The organism is Flavobacterium aciduliphilum, from assembly GCF_003268855.1.
GTDB classification, from domain to species: domain Bacteria; phylum Bacteroidota; class Bacteroidia; order Flavobacteriales; family Flavobacteriaceae; genus Flavobacterium; species Flavobacterium aciduliphilum.
Genome location: NZ_QLSZ01000002.1, coordinates 215,518 through 233,517, shown reverse-complemented (window position 1 = coordinate 233,517; position 18,000 = coordinate 215,518). Strand labels below are relative to the sequence as shown.

General features: G+C 34.3%; 17 protein-coding genes. 10 read left to right on the top strand and 7 right to left on the bottom strand.

All coding sequences use genetic code 11. The annotated features are described in order from the left end of the window. The first annotated feature begins 54 nt into the window (after window positions 1-54). Window positions 55-540: a 5-(carboxyamino)imidazole ribonucleotide mutase gene (gene purE, locus CLV55_RS03830; protein ID WP_112112419.1), complete on the top strand. Its 486-nt coding sequence runs from the start codon at window positions 55-57 to the stop codon at window positions 538-540. A gap of 61 nt (window positions 541-601) precedes the next feature. Next, window positions 602-2,626, top strand: a complete 2,025-nt coding sequence (locus CLV55_RS03825; protein ID WP_112112418.1) for a M3 family metallopeptidase — start codon at window positions 602-604, stop codon at window positions 2,624-2,626. A 63-nt stretch (window positions 2,627-2,689) separates the two neighbouring features. On the opposite strand, the gene CLV55_RS03820 is transcribed toward CLV55_RS03825, so the two are convergent. Then, window positions 2,690-3,505, bottom strand: coding sequence for a UbiA prenyltransferase family protein (locus CLV55_RS03820; RefSeq protein ID WP_112112417.1), 816 nt, complete (start codon window positions 3,503-3,505; stop codon window positions 2,690-2,692). A gap of 162 nt (window positions 3,506-3,667) precedes the next feature. Here CLV55_RS03820 and gcvP point away from each other — a divergent pair, with 162 nt between their 5' ends. The 7 genes from gcvP to CLV55_RS03785 all read left to right on the top strand — a co-directional run bounded on the left by gcvP (window position 3,668) and on the right by CLV55_RS03785 (window position 11,430). Continuing rightward, the gene (gene gcvP / locus CLV55_RS03815; RefSeq protein WP_112112416.1) at window positions 3,668-6,511 is read left to right on the top strand and encodes an aminomethyl-transferring glycine dehydrogenase; all 2,844 of its coding nucleotides are present in this window, start codon (window positions 3,668-3,670) and stop codon (window positions 6,509-6,511) included. 138 nt (window positions 6,512-6,649) lie between these two features. Then, window positions 6,650-7,036, top strand: coding sequence for a group III truncated hemoglobin (locus CLV55_RS03810; protein WP_112112415.1), 387 nt, complete (start codon window positions 6,650-6,652; stop codon window positions 7,034-7,036). 121 nt (window positions 7,037-7,157) lie between these two features. After that, a complete protein-coding gene (locus tag CLV55_RS03805; RefSeq protein ID WP_112112414.1) occupies window positions 7,158-8,219 on the top strand; it encodes a 3-oxoacyl-ACP synthase III family protein in 1,062 nt (353 codons plus the stop codon). 81 nt (window positions 8,220-8,300) lie between these two features. Beyond that, window positions 8,301-8,831 carry a class I SAM-dependent methyltransferase gene (locus tag CLV55_RS03800; RefSeq protein ID WP_112112413.1) on the top strand — a complete coding sequence of 177 codons (531 nt, stop codon included), beginning with the start codon at window positions 8,301-8,303 and terminating at the stop codon, window positions 8,829-8,831. A 57-nt stretch (window positions 8,832-8,888) separates the two neighbouring features. Beyond that, window positions 8,889-9,755 (top strand): glycosyltransferase, encoded by an 867-nt coding sequence (locus tag CLV55_RS03795; protein WP_112112412.1) that lies wholly within the window; start codon window positions 8,889-8,891, stop codon window positions 9,753-9,755. A 161-nt stretch (window positions 9,756-9,916) separates the two neighbouring features. Then, window positions 9,917-10,663, top strand: coding sequence for an MlaE family ABC transporter permease (locus CLV55_RS03790; protein ID WP_112112411.1), 747 nt, complete (start codon window positions 9,917-9,919; stop codon window positions 10,661-10,663). Next, on the top strand, window positions 10,663-11,430 hold the full coding sequence (locus CLV55_RS03785; RefSeq protein WP_112112410.1) for an ABC transporter ATP-binding protein: 768 nt from the start codon (window positions 10,663-10,665) through the stop codon (window positions 11,428-11,430). Before CLV55_RS03790 ends, CLV55_RS03785 begins: the two co-directional genes overlap by 1 nt. 21 nt (window positions 11,431-11,451) lie before the next feature. On the opposite strand, the gene CLV55_RS03780 is transcribed toward CLV55_RS03785, so the two are convergent. The 5 genes from CLV55_RS03780 to CLV55_RS03760 form a co-directional block, all read right to left on the bottom strand. Beyond that, on the bottom strand, window positions 11,452-12,513 hold the full coding sequence (locus CLV55_RS03780; RefSeq protein ID WP_112112409.1) for a mannose-1-phosphate guanylyltransferase: 1,062 nt from the start codon (window positions 12,511-12,513) through the stop codon (window positions 11,452-11,454). 9 nt (window positions 12,514-12,522) lie between these two features. Next, window positions 12,523-12,972: a hypothetical protein gene (locus CLV55_RS03775; RefSeq protein WP_146739526.1), complete on the bottom strand. Its 450-nt coding sequence runs from the start codon at window positions 12,970-12,972 to the stop codon at window positions 12,523-12,525. Between the two features lie 15 nt (window positions 12,973-12,987). Next, complete coding sequence (locus tag CLV55_RS03770; protein WP_112112407.1) at window positions 12,988-13,593, bottom strand: SprT-like domain-containing protein; 606 nt, start codon at window positions 13,591-13,593, stop codon at window positions 12,988-12,990. Between the two features lie 10 nt (window positions 13,594-13,603). Then, window positions 13,604-14,281, bottom strand: coding sequence for an SDR family NAD(P)-dependent oxidoreductase (locus tag CLV55_RS03765; RefSeq protein WP_112112484.1), 678 nt, complete (start codon window positions 14,279-14,281; stop codon window positions 13,604-13,606). A gap of 95 nt (window positions 14,282-14,376) precedes the next feature. Continuing rightward, window positions 14,377-15,513: an acyl-CoA dehydrogenase family protein gene (locus tag CLV55_RS03760; RefSeq protein WP_112112406.1), complete on the bottom strand. Its 1,137-nt coding sequence runs from the start codon at window positions 15,511-15,513 to the stop codon at window positions 14,377-14,379. An 87-nt stretch (window positions 15,514-15,600) separates the two neighbouring features. On the opposite strand from CLV55_RS03760, the gene CLV55_RS03755 reads away from it, so the two are divergent. Next, window positions 15,601-16,671, top strand: coding sequence for an anhydro-N-acetylmuramic acid kinase (locus CLV55_RS03755; protein ID WP_112112405.1), 1,071 nt, complete (start codon window positions 15,601-15,603; stop codon window positions 16,669-16,671). Here the strand turns inward: CLV55_RS03755 and CLV55_RS03750 are convergent. After that, a complete protein-coding gene (locus tag CLV55_RS03750; protein WP_112112404.1) occupies window positions 16,668-17,951 on the bottom strand; it encodes a UDP-N-acetylmuramoyl-tripeptide--D-alanyl-D-alanine ligase in 1,284 nt (427 codons plus the stop codon). The two genes, CLV55_RS03755 and CLV55_RS03750, sit on opposite strands and share 4 nt — an antisense overlap. Between the last annotated feature and the right edge of the window lie 49 nt (window positions 17,952-18,000).

Genomic DNA, 18,000 nt, shown 5'->3' with positions numbered 1-18,000 from the left:
TCAATAGAAACAGCTTTAAACTAATAAACAATTTAAACAACATTAAACAAAATAATGAGCAAAGTAGCCATAATAATGGGAAGCATCTCCGATATGCCCGTAATGCAAGAAGCCATCGACATTTTAAAAGGATTTGACATCGAAACTGAGGTTGATATAGTTTCGGCACATCGTACTCCCGAAAAGTTATTTGATTTTAGTAAAAACGCACATACTCGTGGTATTTCAGTAATTATAGCTGGTGCTGGTGGTGCGGCTCATTTACCTGGAATGGTTGCTTCTATGTCACCTCTTCCTGTCATTGGAGTTCCAGTAAAATCGAGCAACTCTATTGATGGTTGGGATTCGGTTTTGTCGATTTTGCAAATGCCTGGTGGCGTTCCTGTGGCAACGGTTGCTTTAAACGGAGCCAAAAATGCCGGAATTCTTGCCGCACAAATTATTGGAAGTCATGATAAATGTGTCTTAGACAAAATCATTTTTTATAAAGAAAGTCTGAAAGAAGCTGTGAATAAAGCAGCATCTGAAATAAAAAAATAAAATTATATTAATTATAAAACCCTGTCAGAGTTCAAAACTCTGACAGGGTTAATCGTAAAAAATGAAAACACTTACCTCAACATTCAACACCAAACATAACACAGCACCTTTTTCGCAAATAAAATTAGAAGACTACAAACCTTCTTTTATAGAAAATATCGCTAGCGCCAAAGCCGAAATTGACGCCATCATCAATAATCCAGAAGCACCAACATTTGAAAACACGATTGTGGCTTTAGATTTTTCGGGTGAACCATTGGATCGATTATCGTCCATTTTCTTTAATTTGAATTCGGCAGAGACTTGTGACGAAATGCAAAAAATTGCACAAGAAGTTTCGCCTTTGTTGACTGAATTTAGTAATGACATTGCTTTAAATGAGGATTTATTTAAACGAGTAAAATCCGTTTACGATCAAAAAGATGCTTTGACTTTAACTACTGAACAAGCCACTTTATTAGACAAAAAATTCAAAGGTTTCTCTAGAAATGGTGCTTTATTGAATGAAGAAGACAAATTAAAATTACGGGAAATCGATACTGAATTAGCGAAACTCAAACTGACTTTTGGAGAAAATGTTTTGGCGGAAACCAACAATTACCAATTGCACATTACCAATGAAGGAGATTTAAAAGGTTTACCTGACGGCGCTAAAGAAATGGCAGCGAGTTTAGCAAAATCTAAAAATTTGGAAGGCTGGATTTTTACCTTAGATTTTCCAAGCTATTTGCCCTTTGTAACCTATGTGGACCATCGTGAATTACGCAAAGAAATGGCTATTGCTGCTGGAAAAAAATCGTTTCAAAATAACGAATTCGACAACCAAGAAAATGTTAAACGCATTGTGGAGTTGCGTCATAAAAGAGCCAATTTATTAGGTCATGAATCACATTCCCATTTTGTTTTGGAAGAACGAATGGCTCAAAATCCAGAAAAAGTACAATCCTTTTTGAATGATTTATTGGAAAAAGCAAAACATGCAGCTCAAAAAGAATTTGCGCAATTAACGGCTTTCGCAAAAGAATTAGATGGCATTGAACAATTAGAAAAATGGGACGGTGGCTACTATTCTGAGAAATTGAAACAAAAATTATTCAACTTTGATGATGAGATTTTAAAACCGTATTTCAAATTGGAGAATGTTTTAAACGGAGCGTTTACTATTGCCGAAAAATTATACGGAATCACATTCAACGAAGTTTTTGATATTGACAAATACCACGAGGATGTTCAAACTTTTGAAGTATTGGGTGAAAACAACAATTTAGTTGCCATTTTCTATTCCGATTTTTTTCCAAGAAAAGTAAAACGAAATGGCGCTTGGATGACTTCTTACAAATCGCAAGCCATTAAAAACGGAATCAACGAACGACCACATGTGTCTATTGTTTGCAATTTTACACCACCAACCGAAACCAAACCTTCACTCCTCACCTTTAATGAAGTAACCACTTTGTTTCATGAATTTGGTCACGCGTTACACGGCATGTTAGCCAACACGACGTATCCGAGTTTGTCAGGAACTTCGGTGTATTGGGATTTTGTGGAATTACCAAGTCAGGTGATGGAAAATTGGTGCTACGAACCCGAAGCCTTAGCTTTGTTTGCTAAACATTATGAAACAGGCGAAATTATTCCCCAAGAATACGTAAACAAAATCAAAGAAAGTGCCAGCTTTTTAGAAGGTATGGCAACGTTGCGCCAATTGAGTTTTGGTATCTTGGACATGGCGTATCATGGAAAATCACAAACCATTATTGATGTCAAAGCTTTTGAAAAACAAGCTATGGAAATTGCTTCGTTATATCCAGATGTGGCAGAAAATTGCATGAGTACTTCGTTTTCACATATTTTCCAAGGCGGTTATTCTTCGGGTTATTACAGTTATAAATGGGCCGAAGTATTGGATGCGGATGCGTTTGCCTATTTTCAAGAGAAAGGCATTTTTAATAAAGATGTCGCAACCCAATTTAAAGAACATGTACTTTCAAAAGGAGGCACCGAATTGCCGATGGAATTGTACAAGCGTTTTAGAGGTCAAGAACCGAAAGCGGATGCTTTGTTGAAACGTGCTGGGCTAATATAAATTACGAGTTACAAAATACGAAGTACGAAGTAAAGAGCCGATGTGAGAAGACACTTCGGTTTTTTATTTAAAAAACATCAAAAATAACCACCAAAAAATTGGAATGCTCTCCACCCAAAAAGAAGCATAGTAACGTGAACGATTTTCATTTGAAAACAACAGGAATAAAATCGTTGTTATTGTCAAACACAATTTTAAAATAAAGAAATCTATTCTAAAATTGGTCGAGAAAAATTCTACTAAAACAAAGAAAATCATCAATAAAACACCTGCTTTCTTTGTTTTAACTACACCTATTTGCTGCGGTACAGTTTTTAAATGTGTATCATCGAATTTTAAATCAATAATTTCAAAAATCAATACCAACACAAAAATTAGAATAAATCGTTGTGTAGTTACTAGAAAAAAATAATGGGTAAAGGGTAAATTATTGTTTAATATCGGTAATAAAAGAGTTACTCCAACCCAACACAAGGATACTATGTAAATTTTAATTCCAGCCCAATTTCGAGCATTTATTTGGTTAGGAAAAAAGGGGACGGTATATAATAAAGTGATTATCATAAATACAAAACCTATAATTTGTGTTGTTTTTTGTAGTTGAAAAAAATAATATCCTGTGGCTATCAAACTCAAAAAACTCAAAAAAACAATGCCTTTTAAAGGAATTGTCATTGGCACTTTTTTAGGTCTTGCTAAAGCATCATATTTTACGAAATTATAACCGACAATAGTTCCAAAAAAAACAAATTTTGAAGTAGTAAAATCATTCGAAATCGCAAATAAAATCTGGGTTAATTGTACCAATGCATACGCCGACAAAGCAACATGTATGCTTGAATTGATGTAAAAATCGAGTAGTTTTTGTAAAAATCGCACACTGCAAAACTAATCATTCTGTTAATAAGACCTGAATTTGGTTAACAAATTCTCAAAATATTACATCTTATTTACTATAAAATTAAAAGTTTAATAAGTACTTTTGTTAACCGAAAATAGCTCTTACAAAAGAGCGATATAGATTATTAAAGAATTTATTTAATGAGAACCGACGCATTTGCATTACGCCACATAGGTCCCAATGAAAACGACCTACAAACTATGTTGAAAACTATAGGAGTAGCTTCTATAGAGCAATTGATTTATGAGACTATACCAGACGACATTCGTTTAAAAAACGAATTAAATTTAGAACCTGCGTTATCTGAATTCGAGTATTTATCGCATATTCAAAACTTAGGAACTAAAAACAAAATATTCAAATCCTACATTGGATTAGGATATCACCCAACGGTAATCCCTGCTGTAATTCAACGAAACATCTTTGAAAACCCAGGATGGTACACTGCTTATACTCCTTATCAAGCTGAAATTGCTCAAGGTCGATTGGAAGCCATTTTAAATTTCCAAACCACCATTATAGAATTAACAGGTATGGAGATCGCAAACGCTTCACTTCTTGATGAAGGAACTGCAGCTGCAGAAGCTATGGCGCTATTATTCGATGTCAGAACGAGAGAACAAAAGAAAAACAATGTCTTGAAATTCTTTGTCTCTGATGAACTTTTACCTCAAACTTTATCGGTTTTACAAACACGTTCAACCCCAAAAGGAATAGAATTGGTAGTCGGAAATCACGAAACCTTTAATTTTTCTGACGACTATTTTGGAGCTATATTACAATATCCCGGAAAATTTGGTCAACTATATGACTATTCAAGTTTCATAGCTAATGCACATGAGAAAGAAATAAAAGTTGCAGTAGCTGCTGATATTTTATCATTAGTAAAACTAACACCCCCTGGCGAATTTGGTGCCGATGTGGTCGTAGGAACTACACAACGATTCGGAATTCCTATGGGTTACGGCGGACCTCACGCAGCCTTTTTTGCTACCAAAGAAGAATACAAACGTTCGATGCCAGGAAGAATCATTGGAGTAACTATAGACGCTAATGGAAATCGAGCTTTGAGAATGGCTTTAGGTACTCGAGAGCAACATATTAAACGTGAAAAAGCAACTTCTAATATTTGTACCGCTCAAGTTTTATTAGCGGTTATGGCTGGAATGTATGCGGTGTACCATGGACCAAATGGATTGAAATATATTGCTAATAAAGTACATGCTTCGGCAGTAACATTAGCAGATGCTTTAAATAAATTAGGTATTTACAACACCAACACTTCGTTCTTTGATACGATTGCTGTAAAAGCAGATGCCTCTAAAGTAAAACCTGTTGCAGAAAAACATGAAGTAAATTTCTTTTATATCGATAACGAAACCCTTTCAATTTCGGTAAATGAAACCACGTCTCTTTCCGATTTGAATCAAATCATTTCTATTTTTGCAGAAGCCATAGGAAAAGAATGTTTTACGCTTTCTGAGGCATCTTCTTCAAATAGTATTCCTGCTTCTTTAGAACGAAAATCCGCTTTCTTAACTCACGAAGTTTTCAACAGCCATCATTCTGAAAGTCAATTGATGCGTTATATTAAAAAATTAGAGCGTAAAGATTTATCATTGAATCATTCCATGATTTCGTTGGGTTCTTGTACGATGAAATTGAATGCTGCGGCAGAAATGCTACCATTATCTATGGCCAACTGGAATAGTATTCATCCATTTGCTCCGATAGAACAAGCCGAAGGATATCAAATAATGCTGAAAAAACTAGAGCATCAATTGAATGTGGTAACTGGTTTTGCTGGTACTACATTGCAACCTAATTCGGGTGCACAAGGAGAATATGCAGGTTTAATGGCCATTCGTGCGTATCACTTATCTCGTGGTGACCATCACAGAAATGTGTGTTTAATTCCATCTTCGGCTCATGGTACTAATCCCGCCTCAGCAGCAATGGCAGGAATGCAAATTATCGTAACCAAAACCATGGAAAATGGGAATATTGATGTAGAAGATTTGAGAGTAAGGGCTATTGAACACAAAGACAATCTTTCTTGTCTAATGGTAACTTACCCATCCACACATGGTGTTTTTGAAAGTGCTATTTGCGAAATCACACAAATCATTCATGATAATGGCGGATTAGTTTATATGGATGGTGCAAATATGAATGCACAAGTGGGATTAACCAATCCTGCAACTATTGGAGCCGATGTCTGTCACTTAAACCTACACAAAACCTTTGCCATTCCTCATGGTGGTGGTGGACCAGGTGTGGGTCCAATTTGTGTAAACGAAAAATTAGTTCCGTTTTTACCAACCAATCCAATTATTCCAACAGGAGGAGTTGAAGCCATCACCGCTATTTCTGCTGCGCCTTATGGTTCGGCATTGGTATGTTTAATTTCTTATGGATACATTACGATGTTGGGTGCTGAAGGTTTGAAAAAAGCTACGCAATATGCCATTTTAAATGCAAATTATATGAAAGCACGCTTAGAGTCGCATTATCCTGTTTTATATTCAGGAGAAATGGGTAGAGCCGCTCACGAAATGATTTTAGACTGTAGAGCTTTCAAAGAAAAAGGAATTGAAGTAGGCGATATTGCCAAACGATTAATGGATTATGGTTTTCATGCTCCAACCGTTTCGTTCCCCGTTGCAGGAACCTTGATGATAGAGCCTACTGAAAGTGAGGACAAGGCCGAATTGGATCGTTTTTGTGATGCGCTAATTTCAATAAGAAAAGAAATTGAAGCAGCTACAAAAGAAGATTTGAATAATGTTTTACATAATGCACCTCACACTTTGGCAATGGTAACTGCTGATTCTTGGAAATTTCCATATAGCAGAGAACAAGCGGCTTTTCCATTGGACTATATTGCTGAAAACAAATTTTGGCCTAGTGTTCGTCGTGTAGATGATGCATACGGCGATCGAAATTTAGTTTGTAGTTGTGCTCCAATTGAGGCTTATATATAAGCTCGAATTACGAAGTTAGAAATAAGAAGTTAGAGGTCTCAAATGAATTTTTGAGACCTTTTTCTTTTGATAAATTATGATTTTAATCAGATTATTGTATTTGTAATCGTGTAACTTTGTAGTTTAATTATTATAATAATGAACGACGTACAAAATCAAGACGATTTATATATCATAGTAGATGTATTCTACAAAAAATTGTTTGCTGATGAGCGAATTAGTTATATTTTCACAAGAATAACTCCAATACACGAAAAATTAGAAGAACATTTACAGATGTTAGTCAAATTTTGGTCGCAAGCTATTCTAGGAACTGGCGGGTATTATAATAACTTAACACAAATTCATTTGGATGTTGATTTAAAATCACATCTAACTAAAGAATTGTTTGAAATCTGGCTAACCCATTTCGAAACGGCTATTAATGAAAATTTTGAAGGATTCAATTGTGAACGTATGAAGAATATGGCACACAATCTCTCTACAATAATGCAAATTAAAATTGCACAACAAAACAAAGAATAATTTCACATTATATAATTATATCCCCTCTTCATTAGGTATTTCATAATTCGAAATCGAAATATACTTTTTTTAGAAATCCTTTCGCTTCAATTTCATAGATTCGTCCTATAAAAAGATTAAAATGAATATAAAAATTACAGGTTCAGGGAGTTATATTCCCTCAGAAATAGTTACCAATAAAGATTTTTCGAACCACATTTTTTTAAATGAAGACGGAACTCCTTTTCCGCTCCCAAATAACATTATTACAGAAAAGTTTTTTGGAATTACGGGAATAGAGGAACGTCGCTATGTTTCTGAGAATTTGTTAACTTCTGATATTGCTGTAATCGCCGCTCAAAAAGCTATTGCAACTGCTGCTATTGATCCAGAATCGATAGATTATATAATATTGGCTCACAATTTTGGAAACGTCAAACAAGGTGCGATTCAATCGGATATTTTACCAAGTTTGGCTACCCGTGTAAAACATGATTTGCGAATAAAAAATCCAAAATGTGTGGCCTATGACATGCTTTTTGGATGTCCCGGTTGGGTTGAAGGCGTCATTCAAGCTTCGGCTTTTATCAAAGCAGGAATGGCAAAAAAATGTTTAGTGATAGGTGCCGAAACCCTGTCAAGAGTAGTCGACCCCCACGACAGAGATTCCATGATTTATTCGGATGGTGCAGGCGCTACCATTATTGAAGCTGTTGAAGGCGAAGGCGAAGGAATTCTAAGCCATGAATCGGCAACCTATGCTTATGATGAAGCTGGGTACTTATTTTTTGGTAATTCCTATAATAAAGCCCATGACCCTAATGTAAGGTATATAAAGATGCAAGGGAGAAAAATATATGAATTTGCTTTAAACCAGGTTCCTCTTGCAATGAAAACATGCTTAGACCACAGCAAAATCAACATCAATGAGGTGAAAAAAGTCTTAATTCATCAAGCCAATGAAAAAATGGATGAAGCCATCATTCATCGTTTTTATAAATTGTATGAAAAAACACCACCAAAAGATATTATGCCTATGAGCATCCATAAACTAGGGAATTCGAGTGTTGCAACAATTCCTACGCTTTATGATTTGCTAGTAAATGGTAAAATTGAACATCACGAATTACATCGAGGTGACGTGGTTTTATTTGCCTCTGTTGGAGCGGGCATGAATATTAATGCTATCGTATATAAAATGTAAAAGAACGTGAGAAGTATGAAATACAAAGTGAGAAGTGAGAAGTAAAAATTAGTACCTTTGTCTCTTTAATACTCAATTTCCATGTACGAAAAAACATTTCCAAATAAACGCTTCAAACATACCTTAGAATTTCTAAAAAAACATATAGCAACTTCTGAAACCATTTTTGATTTGGGAGTACCAAATCCGTTTTCCAAAATCATGGAAGAAAATGGATATACTGTAAAAAACACCAAAGGAGAAGATTTAGACAACGACCAAACCGCTCTAAACACTGAAGAGTATACCGTTTTTACGGCATTTGAAATTTTTGAACATTTATTAAACCCTTATACTGTTTTGCAAAATGTAAAATGTGATAAGTTATTAATTTCAATTCCATTGCGCTTGTGGTTTTCTCCAGCTTACCGCAGTAAAACAGATCTTTGGGACAGACACTATCACGAATTTGAAGCTTGGCAATTGGATTGGTTACTGGAAAAAACAGGCTACACAATTGTTGATCGAATTAAGTTCACGCATCCCGTAAAAAAAATCGGATTCAGGCCTTTTTTAAGATGGTTTACACCGAGATATTATTTGGTTTATGCTGTAAAAACTCCAAAAAAATAATTAAAACACTAAAACACATTGTTTATAGGATTTGGAATATAGAAATTGGATTTTACTATGAATTACTACGTCATCATCCCTACATACAACGAAGAAAAATACATCTCCCTAACACTACAATCGTTGGTAGAGCAAACTATTTTACCTTCTAAAATTGTAGTGGTGAATGATAATTCTACTGATGCTACCGAAGCTATTGTGCATTCATTTATTTCAAAATATCCATTTATTTCACTAGTAAACAAAAACTCAGACGCCATTCACTTACCAGGGAGTAAAGTCATTCAAGCCTTTAAAAAAGGATATGACACTCTAGATGAGCATTATGATCTCATTGCCAAGTTGGATGCCGATTTAATTTTTCCTAGTCATTATTTTGAAACCATCATCAACCACTTTAAATCGGACGAACGTATAGGCATGGTTGGTGGATTTTGTTATATTGAAAAAAATGGAACTTGGATTTTAGAAAACTTAACTGGTAAAGATCACATTCGTGGTGCTTTAAAAACATATAGAAAAAAAACTTTTAAGGAAATTGGGGGATTAAAAGCTGAGATGGGTTGGGATACTGTTGATGAATTGTTGTGTAAATTTTATAATTGGAAAATTGTAACAGACCAAAATCTACACGTAAAACATTTAAAACCTACAGGAGCTAAGTACAATCAGGCTGCTCGATTTAAACAAGGAGAGGCTTTTTATAGGCTTGGATATGGTTTTTGGATTACTGCAATCGCATCAATGAAATTGGCTTTGATGAAAAAGAAACCTATGTTGTTTTGGGACTACATGAGAGGTTTTTGGAAAGCAAAAAAAGCAAAAAAAACGCTCTTAGTTACAGAAGCACAAGCTAAATTCATAAGAAGATACCGTTGGAATAAAATGAAAGAAAAACTGTTTTTAATGGTAATCTTCTATTAAAATGGAAATTGCGTTAGGGATAGCAGTGAAAATCCTTTTGCAAAATGAAATGACGCAAAAGATTGAAACGGATAGCCCGGCCTAAAAGGAACGCCAAAAAAACCTTAATGGATACGTTAAAACTCACAACTTCTTACTATTTTTGACCCTATATTAAAACTATGATGCTCGTTCGCTATTTATCGCAAATAGGAAAATATTTCTTAATGCTCAAGGAGGTTTTTAAAAAACCAACCAAATGGGCTGTTATGAAAGGTTTGATTTTTAAGGAAATTGATGATTTAATCATTGACTCCTTGGGAATTGTAGCTTTTATTTCTTTTTTTGTGGGCGGAGTTGTTTCCATCCAAACCGCTTTGAATTTGACAAATCCCTTAATTCCTAAGCAACTCATAGGCTTTGCGACAAGACAATCAATTATATTAGAATTTGCGCCAACCTTTATTTCTATCATTATGGCAGGAAAAATGGGGTCTTTTATTACATCAAGCATTGGAACCATGAGAGTTACCGAGCAAATTGATGCTTTAGAAGTAATGGGGGTGAACTCTTTAAATTACCTTGTTTTTCCAAAAATAATAGCGTCTCTTTTATATCCATTTTTAATTGGAATTGCGATGTTTTTAGGAATTTTAGGAGGTTGGATTGCTGGGGTTTATGGAGGATTTGTTTCTAGTAATGAGTTTATTACGGGACTACAAACCGAATTCATTCCTTTTCATATTAAATATGCGTTTATAAAAACCATTGTATTTGCGCTTTTATTGGCTACAATTCCTTCCTTTCACGGCTATTATATGAAAGGAGGCGCACTGGAGGTAGGAAAAGCCAGCACGATTTCATTTGTTTGGACTAGCGTAGTTATTATATTGGCGAATTATATACTAACTCAATTACTATTAACCTGATGATAGCCGTTTCAAATATTGAAAAATCTTTTGGGGAATTCAAAGTTTTAAAAGGAATTACAACAACTTTTGAAACAGGTAAAACCAATTTGATTATTGGTCAGAGTGGTTCTGGAAAAACCGTTTTATTAAAATCACTTCTTGGAATTTTTACTCCAGAGCAAGGAACCATCTCATTTGATGGACGAATTTATTCCGAATTGAGCGATGATGATAAACGAACGCTTCGAACTGAAATTGGAATGGTTTTTCAGGGGAGCGCTTTATTTGACAGCATGACTGTTGAAGAAAATATTGGATTTCCTTTAAAGATGTTTTCTAATAAAAATATTTCTGAAATTCAGGATCGCGTGAATGTTGTGATTAACAGAGTGAATTTGATTAATGCCAACAAAAAAAAACCATCCGAAATTTCAGGGGGTATGCAGAAACGAGTGGCGATTGCTAGAGCTATTGTAAACAATCCGAAGTATTTGTTTTGTGACGAACCCAATTCGGGATTAGATCCAAAAACGGCTATTGTGATTGACTATTTGATTCAAGAAATTACTCAAGAATACAACATTACAACAGTAATTAATACCCACGACATGAACTCAGTTATGGAAATTGGAGAAAAAATCGTTTTTTTAAAAGAAGGTATTTTAGCTTGGGAAGGAACTAAAAAAGAGATTTTTAAAACGGATAACGAAGCTATTGTTGATTTTGTTTATTCGTCCAATTTGTTTAAAAAAATTAGGAAAGCGCAAAATAAAGAGGGATTCTAAAAATTTAGAAACCCTTCTTGTTTATAATTTGTTTACTTGTGCTGTAATTCTTTTGATTTCTTGTTCTTTATCTTTAGGATATATCATTAAAACATCCTCTTTATCTACAATAATAAAATTGTCTAGACCGTCAACGATAATTAATTTTTTACCATCGGCTCTAATTATATTATTAGAAGCATTTTCTAAAATAACTTTTGCATTGACAACTGCATTGTTTTGAACATCTTTATCCAATTTTTCATGTAAAGAACCCCATGTCCCCAGATCATTCCAATCAAAGGTAGCCGGAAGAACAAAGACATTTTGTGCGTGCTCCATGATTGCATAATCTATCGAAACATTAGCAGATTTTGAATAATTCTCATCAATAAATTTCTTTTCAAAAGACGTATTTAATAGGTCATACCCTTGTTGAAAAAGAGCTAACATTTGGGGTTGAAACTTCTCAAAAGCATGTATTATAGAGCGCACACTCCAAATAAAAATTCCACCATTCCACAGAAAATTACCTTGTTCAAGAAAGTGTTTTGCTGTATCATAATCGGGTTTTTCTCTAAATTGTACTACTTTTCTCAACGTATTAGCATCCTCTTTATCAAACTCGATATATCCAAATCCAGTATTTGGAAATGTCGGCTGAATACCCAATGTTGCTAAAGCTTCGTTTTTACTACAGAAATCAAAACTTAGTTCTAAATTATTGACAAAGGCTTGTTCGTCTTCAATCCAGTGATCACTTGGTGCAACGACCATAAGCGCATCTGGATTCATCTTCTGTATCTTTAAAGCAGCATACAAAATACATGGTGCCGTATTTCTCATAGCAGGTTCCAATACTATTTGATCCTGCTTTAATGCGGGTAATTGTTCTAATACCAAATTACTATATCGTTCGTTGGTTAGTACAAAAATATTCTCTTTAGGTATATATTTAGCCAAACGATGATAGGTCTTTTGAATGAGCGTCTCCCCTGCTCCTAACATATCATGAAACTGTTTCGGAAAATCGACTGTGCTTACAGGCCAAAATCTCGAACCTACTCCACCAGCCATAATAACAGCATACTTATTATTATTCATATTATTAGATTATTGCTTCGAACTTGTTAATACTTGCTTTACTTGAACAGCAAAGGTATTCATTAGGAATAAAAACTGAAATAGAATTAACGATATTAATATCAATTCCAAACCATGATTGTAAAAATTTAATTTTTCATCACTAATATTAGACCTCGTTTTCAAGACATTATTCTCATTATTGAGGTATAATAATGTGATGACAAGAACAATAGTACCAAAAACATGCAGTCTTTCATAGATTGGTTTAATTTTAACTTTCGAGACATCTTTGACAATATACAGTAAACTTACTGTAAGCAACAAAATGGCCAATGCTCTATAAAAATGTGTCAACGTCATGACAAAAAAAGTGCTTTCTAGATTGATCGTGAAATTAGACGTGTTCGCTGTTGTATGGCTAAAAATAAACAGAAAAATCGATGCGATTAAAAGCAAAAAATAAAGTCTGAATTTCATGTTTTTTATAAATTACTAGGGTTGTTTTACTATTTCGACTTCCGCATTTGGATTGAATAAAAATATTTTACTTGTTGAGACTTCTACACACTCATATCGCTTTACTCGAAGTCCTTTTTTCTGAAAGATTCTACCGTTTTTTATTCTGAATAAAGCTCCGTTTGGAACTTCATGTATAAAAAAGGCATCCGATTTTCTCTCATCAAATTGTTTTAAAGCAAAAGCCAACCGAGCATCGGTATCACTACTTGCTGTTGGATTCCTAAAATGATTGGCAACCAAAGGCAGAATAGCATGTGGAAATATTTCTGGTCTAATGAAAGGAATCATCAATTTTTGAAATGTTATCTTCCATTCTATTCCGTGGGGTTTTATGGTACGACCATATTTTTCAAAAGCAACTAAATGAGCAATTTCATGAATTAATGTTATGAGAAAACGATATTTATTTAAATTTGAATTGACAGTAATTTCGTGCTTTCCTGAAAGTCCTTTTCTATAATCCCCATGCCGTGTTTGTCTTTCATTCACAATTTTCAAGTGCACACGATGAGCTTTGATTAATTCAAAACAAGGAACTACAGCATGTTCGGGCAAATATTTTAAGAGAACGTCGCTCAATTTTTATGTATCAGGGCGTTGAACTTGAAACTTGCAATACTTTACCGTTGTAAAATTTATTTCCTGTCAAAGCAAAATTGAAAATATAATCAGCCATTTCAACAGCAGTAATTGGAGCTTCATACCCAGGAAATGCTTCTTGCAACATCTCCGTCTGAACCGCACCAAGTGCCAAGACATTAAAAGCAACACCTTGATCTTTATATTCTTCAGCTAATAGCTCTGAGAGCGTAATTAATGCCCCTTTACTTGAACTATAAGCCGCTAAGCCCGAAAATTTTGAACTCCCTTGAATGCCTCCCATCGAACTTATAGAAACCACGTGACTTCCTTTTGACATATAGGGCAAACAGATTTTTGTGAGGTTTGCTACCCCAAACACATTCACTTTGTATACTCGCTCAAAGTCTGATTGTGTTAGTTGCGCAAAAGGTTTATTGACCAAACAACCCGCATTATGAATTAATACATCCACCTTTTTTGAAGTGGAAGCAATGAATTTATCAATTTCGTGCATTTCATCTTCTACAGAAATATCTATGGAAAGACAAACACAATTTGGATGCTCTAATAATTCTTTAGGCGTTTTTCTTGATATGGCTAGCACTTGATGTCCTTCATTAGCAAATTTCAGTGCTAAATCAAAACCAATACCGCGCGAAGTCCCAGTGATAATTATATTTTTCATGATGGTCATAAAAGCAGATGCAAAAAGAAACCGCAAATTGGCAAATTAAATTTTAAATCTGCGAATTTGCGGTTAAATTTAACATTTTAGTTTGTTTATACTAATCCTCTTGAAATAACTATACGTTGAATTTCAGAAGTTCCTTCATAAATTTGAGTGATTTTGGAATCACGCATCATGCGCTCCACATGGTATTCGGCAACATAACCATTTCCTCCGTGAATTTGAACTGCATCACTAGCTACTTCTAAAGCAATCTCTGAAGCATATAATTTGGCCATAGCCCCCGAATGTGCAATATCTTTACCTTCATCTTTTTCACATGCTGCTTTCATAATTAAAAGTTTAGCTGCCGTTACTTTGACATACATATCGGCTAGTTTAAAAGCCACCGCCTGATGATTAAAAATCTCTTTTCCAAATGCTTTTCGCTCTTTAGAATATTTCAAAGCTAATTCATAAGCTCCTGTTGCAATTCCTAATGCTTGGGAAGCAATTCCAATTCTTCCACCATTTAAGACATTCATGGCAAATGAAAAACCAAATCCGTCTGCTCCAATTCTATTTTCTTTTGGAACTTTCACATCAGTAAACATCAACGAGTGTGTATCACTTCCGCGAATTCCCATTTTTTTCTCTTTAGGACCAATTTCAAATCCTTCCCAACCTTTTTCAACAATAAAAGCATTAATTCCCTTATGTCCTTTTTCAATATCTGTTTGAGCAATCACTAAATAAGTAGACGCAGTAGATCCATTGGTAATCCAGTTTTTTGTCCCGTTCAACAAATAGTAATCTCCTTTATCAATAGCTGTCGTTTTTTGTGAAGTCGCATCACTTCCCGCTTCTGGTTCACTCAAACAAAAAGCGCCAATCACTTCTCCTTTTGCTAGTGGAACTAAATATTTCATTTTTTGTTCTTCATTACAATATTTTTCCATTCCAGCACACACTAACGAATTGTTTACTGACATGATTACTGCTGCAGAAGCATCTACTTTTGCAATTTCGGTCATCGCTAAAACATAAGAAACGCTATCCAATCCAGCGCCACCATACTTTGGGTCGACCATCATCCCCATAAAACCAAGTTCCCCCATCATTTTCACTTGCTCGGTTGGGAATTTAGAATGTTCATCTCTTTCAATAACTCCGGGCAATAATTCATTTTGAGCAAAATCTCTTGCCGCTTGTTGAATCATTAAATGCTCTTCTGTAAGATTAAAATCCATATTTTTGTATCGTTTTATTAGTAAAATAATTAAGTTTCAAAAATAACATTTTTTGTTAACATCTCAAACGTTTTCGTATTTTTAGTTATGGAGAAAAAATCCTATAATATTCTGGGGGTCATGAGCGGCACTTCCCTTGATGGCATTGATTTCGCGCATGTTATTTTTTCCATTGAGCAAAATAAATGGGATTATACCATATTGGAGGCAGAAACGTTACCCTATTCTGAAGATTGGATAAACATCCTAAAAACAGCAACTAGATATTCAGATACTGCACTTGAAGAACTAAACGAAAATTACACCGATTATTTAGGACAAGAGATCACTACTTTTATAAAAAAATATACTATCACTCAACTGGACGCTATTAGTTCGCATGGTCATACTATTTTACATCAACCCGAAAAAGGAATCACTTTACAAATTGGAAATCTTAAAAAAATAGCCTCAATCACAAAACAAAAAGTGGTTTGCGATTTTAGGGTTCAAGATATTTTACTGAAAGGACAAGGAGCTCCTTTAGTTCCGATTGGAGACCGATTACTATTTTCTGATTTTGATTTTTGTTTAAATCTAGGTGGTTTTTCAAACATCTCATTCGAAGAAAACCATGAACGAATTGCTTTCGACATTTGTCCCGTAAACACCATTTTAAATCATTATGCTGAAGCTATGGGATTTCCATACGATGCAGGTGGCGCTATAGCAAGAACTGGAAGAATACATTTAGAGGCTTTGAACGCTTTAAATGAAATTCCTTTTTACAAAGCTAATCATCCAAAATCCCTTGGATTTGAATCTGTAAGAGACTTATTTCTCCCTTTAATTGAAGGTTATTCGATTCCCATTGAAGACAAATTAAGAACCTTCACAGAACATATTGCCATACAAATCGGGCAAACTCTCAAAGAAAAATCAGGCAGAATACTAATTACTGGCGGAGGAGCCTACAATAATTTTCTAATAGAAACCATCAAAAAACACCTCCCAAAACAAGACGTTATTATTCCTGACTCAAAAACTTTAGAATTTAAAGAAGCACTAATCTTTGGTTTATTGGGTGTATTAAAATTAAGAAATGAAATTAATGTGCTCAAAAGCGTAACAGGAGCATCCAAAGATCATTGTTCTGGAGTTATCTTTACTCCAAATTAAATAAGCTCTAAAGTTCGCTCTAAGGCCATTCCACGAGATCCCTTAATCAGAATACTCCTATTTTCAAGATGATTTCCAGACAAAAATATTGAGAGCGTGTCAAAATCTTTAAAGAAATAGAAGTTTTCTTTTTCTATCTTGTTAGAAAAAAAATCTGATCCAACGAAACAACAAGTAATACAAGACTCCTCTTTTAAAAAATCCACAATAATACGATGTTCTTCAAGGCTCGCAGTTCCCAATTCGAACATATCACCCACGATAATCATTTTATGGGGCTTATCAAGTTGCAAAAAATTTTCCAAAGCTGCTTTCATGCTTGTAGGATTAGCATTGTATGCGTCCAAAATAATTTCATTAGTGCCTTTTTTCACAATTTGTGATCTGTTATTTTCGGGGATATATGATTCAATTGCTTGTTTTATATCATGCTTAGAAACTCCAAAATAACTTCCTATAGTAATTGCAGCACAACTATTGGTAGCATTATACAGACCTATCAAATGAGATTGAATGTAAACATCATTAAACTGAATGCTAACAAAAGGATTGGCCTCGATTTTAGAGAAAAACACATCACATTCCTTATTGTGACAACTAAAAGTAACTCTTTTACTATTGACTGTTTTATCATATTGTAGGATATCATCAGCATTTACAAATACCGTTTTATGATTCTCAAACAAATATAAATACATTTCACTTTTCCCTTTGATAACACCTTCTACTCCTCCAAATCCTTCTAAGTGTGCTTTTCCAAAATTAGTAATGTAGCCATAATCTGGTCTTGCAATCTGACACAAAAATTCAATTTCTTTCTGATGATTCGCCCCCATTTCTACAACTCCTATTTGTGTTTGATTTGTAAAGGAAAGCAATGTCAGAGGCACCCCTATATGATTATTCAAATTTCCAAAGGTGGCTTTTGTATTAAACTTTTTTGATAGTACAGCATGAATTAATTCTTTTGTAGTCGTTTTTCCATTACTTCCAGTTAATGCAAGGATTGGAATATTTAAAAATTCTCTATGAAAACTTGCTAATTCTTGTAATAATTTCAGACTATCCTCTACAAGAATAGTTCTTTCATCAACATAATATTCTTTATTGTCAATAATTACACATGAAGCGCCTAGTGCCAAAGCCTCATGAGAAAAAGTATTAGCATCAAATCGTTCGCCTTTGAGTGCCACAAAAAAAGATCCTGGTTGAATTTTTCTTGTATCGATTACAACCCCAGTTGATTGAATGAATAAAGTATGTATTTTTTGTAATATCATTAAAATTAGTTTAAAAAATAAAAGCCCTAAATTAGGGCTTTTATGATTT

Excerpts from the sequence above, each read along its gene's own strand:
- CLV55_RS03780 (WP_112112409.1), bottom strand. The coding sequence starts at position 12,513 with ATGAATAATAATAAGTATGCTGTTATTATGGCTGGTGGAGTAGGTTCG.
- CLV55_RS03800 (WP_112112413.1), top strand. The coding sequence starts at position 8,301 with ATGTACGAAAAAACATTTCCAAATAAACGCTTCAAACATACCTTAGAA.
- CLV55_RS03805 (WP_112112414.1), top strand. The coding sequence starts at position 7,158 with ATGAATATAAAAATTACAGGTTCAGGGAGTTATATTCCCTCAGAAATA.
- CLV55_RS03760 (WP_112112406.1), bottom strand. The coding sequence starts at position 15,513 with ATGGATTTTAATCTTACAGAAGAGCATTTAATGATTCAACAAGCGGCA.
- purE (WP_112112419.1), top strand. The coding sequence starts at position 55 with ATGAGCAAAGTAGCCATAATAATGGGAAGCATCTCCGATATGCCCGTA.
- CLV55_RS03785 (WP_112112410.1), top strand. The coding sequence starts at position 10,663 with ATGATAGCCGTTTCAAATATTGAAAAATCTTTTGGGGAATTCAAAGTT.
- CLV55_RS03755 (WP_112112405.1), top strand. The coding sequence starts at position 15,601 with ATGGAGAAAAAATCCTATAATATTCTGGGGGTCATGAGCGGCACTTCC.
- CLV55_RS03810 (WP_112112415.1), top strand. The coding sequence starts at position 6,650 with ATGAACGACGTACAAAATCAAGACGATTTATATATCATAGTAGATGTA.
- CLV55_RS03795 (WP_112112412.1), top strand. The coding sequence starts at position 8,889 with ATGAATTACTACGTCATCATCCCTACATACAACGAAGAAAAATACATC.
- CLV55_RS03790 (WP_112112411.1), top strand. The coding sequence starts at position 9,917 with ATGATGCTCGTTCGCTATTTATCGCAAATAGGAAAATATTTCTTAATG.
- CLV55_RS03765 (WP_112112484.1), bottom strand. The coding sequence starts at position 14,281 with ATGAAAAATATAATTATCACTGGGACTTCGCGCGGTATTGGTTTTGAT.
- CLV55_RS03775 (WP_146739526.1), bottom strand. The coding sequence starts at position 12,972 with ATGAAATTCAGACTTTATTTTTTGCTTTTAATCGCATCGATTTTTCTG.
- CLV55_RS03750 (WP_112112404.1), bottom strand. The coding sequence starts at position 17,951 with ATGATATTACAAAAAATACATACTTTATTCATTCAATCAACTGGGGTT.
- gcvP (WP_112112416.1), top strand. The coding sequence starts at position 3,668 with ATGAGAACCGACGCATTTGCATTACGCCACATAGGTCCCAATGAAAAC.
- CLV55_RS03825 (WP_112112418.1), top strand. The coding sequence starts at position 602 with ATGAAAACACTTACCTCAACATTCAACACCAAACATAACACAGCACCT.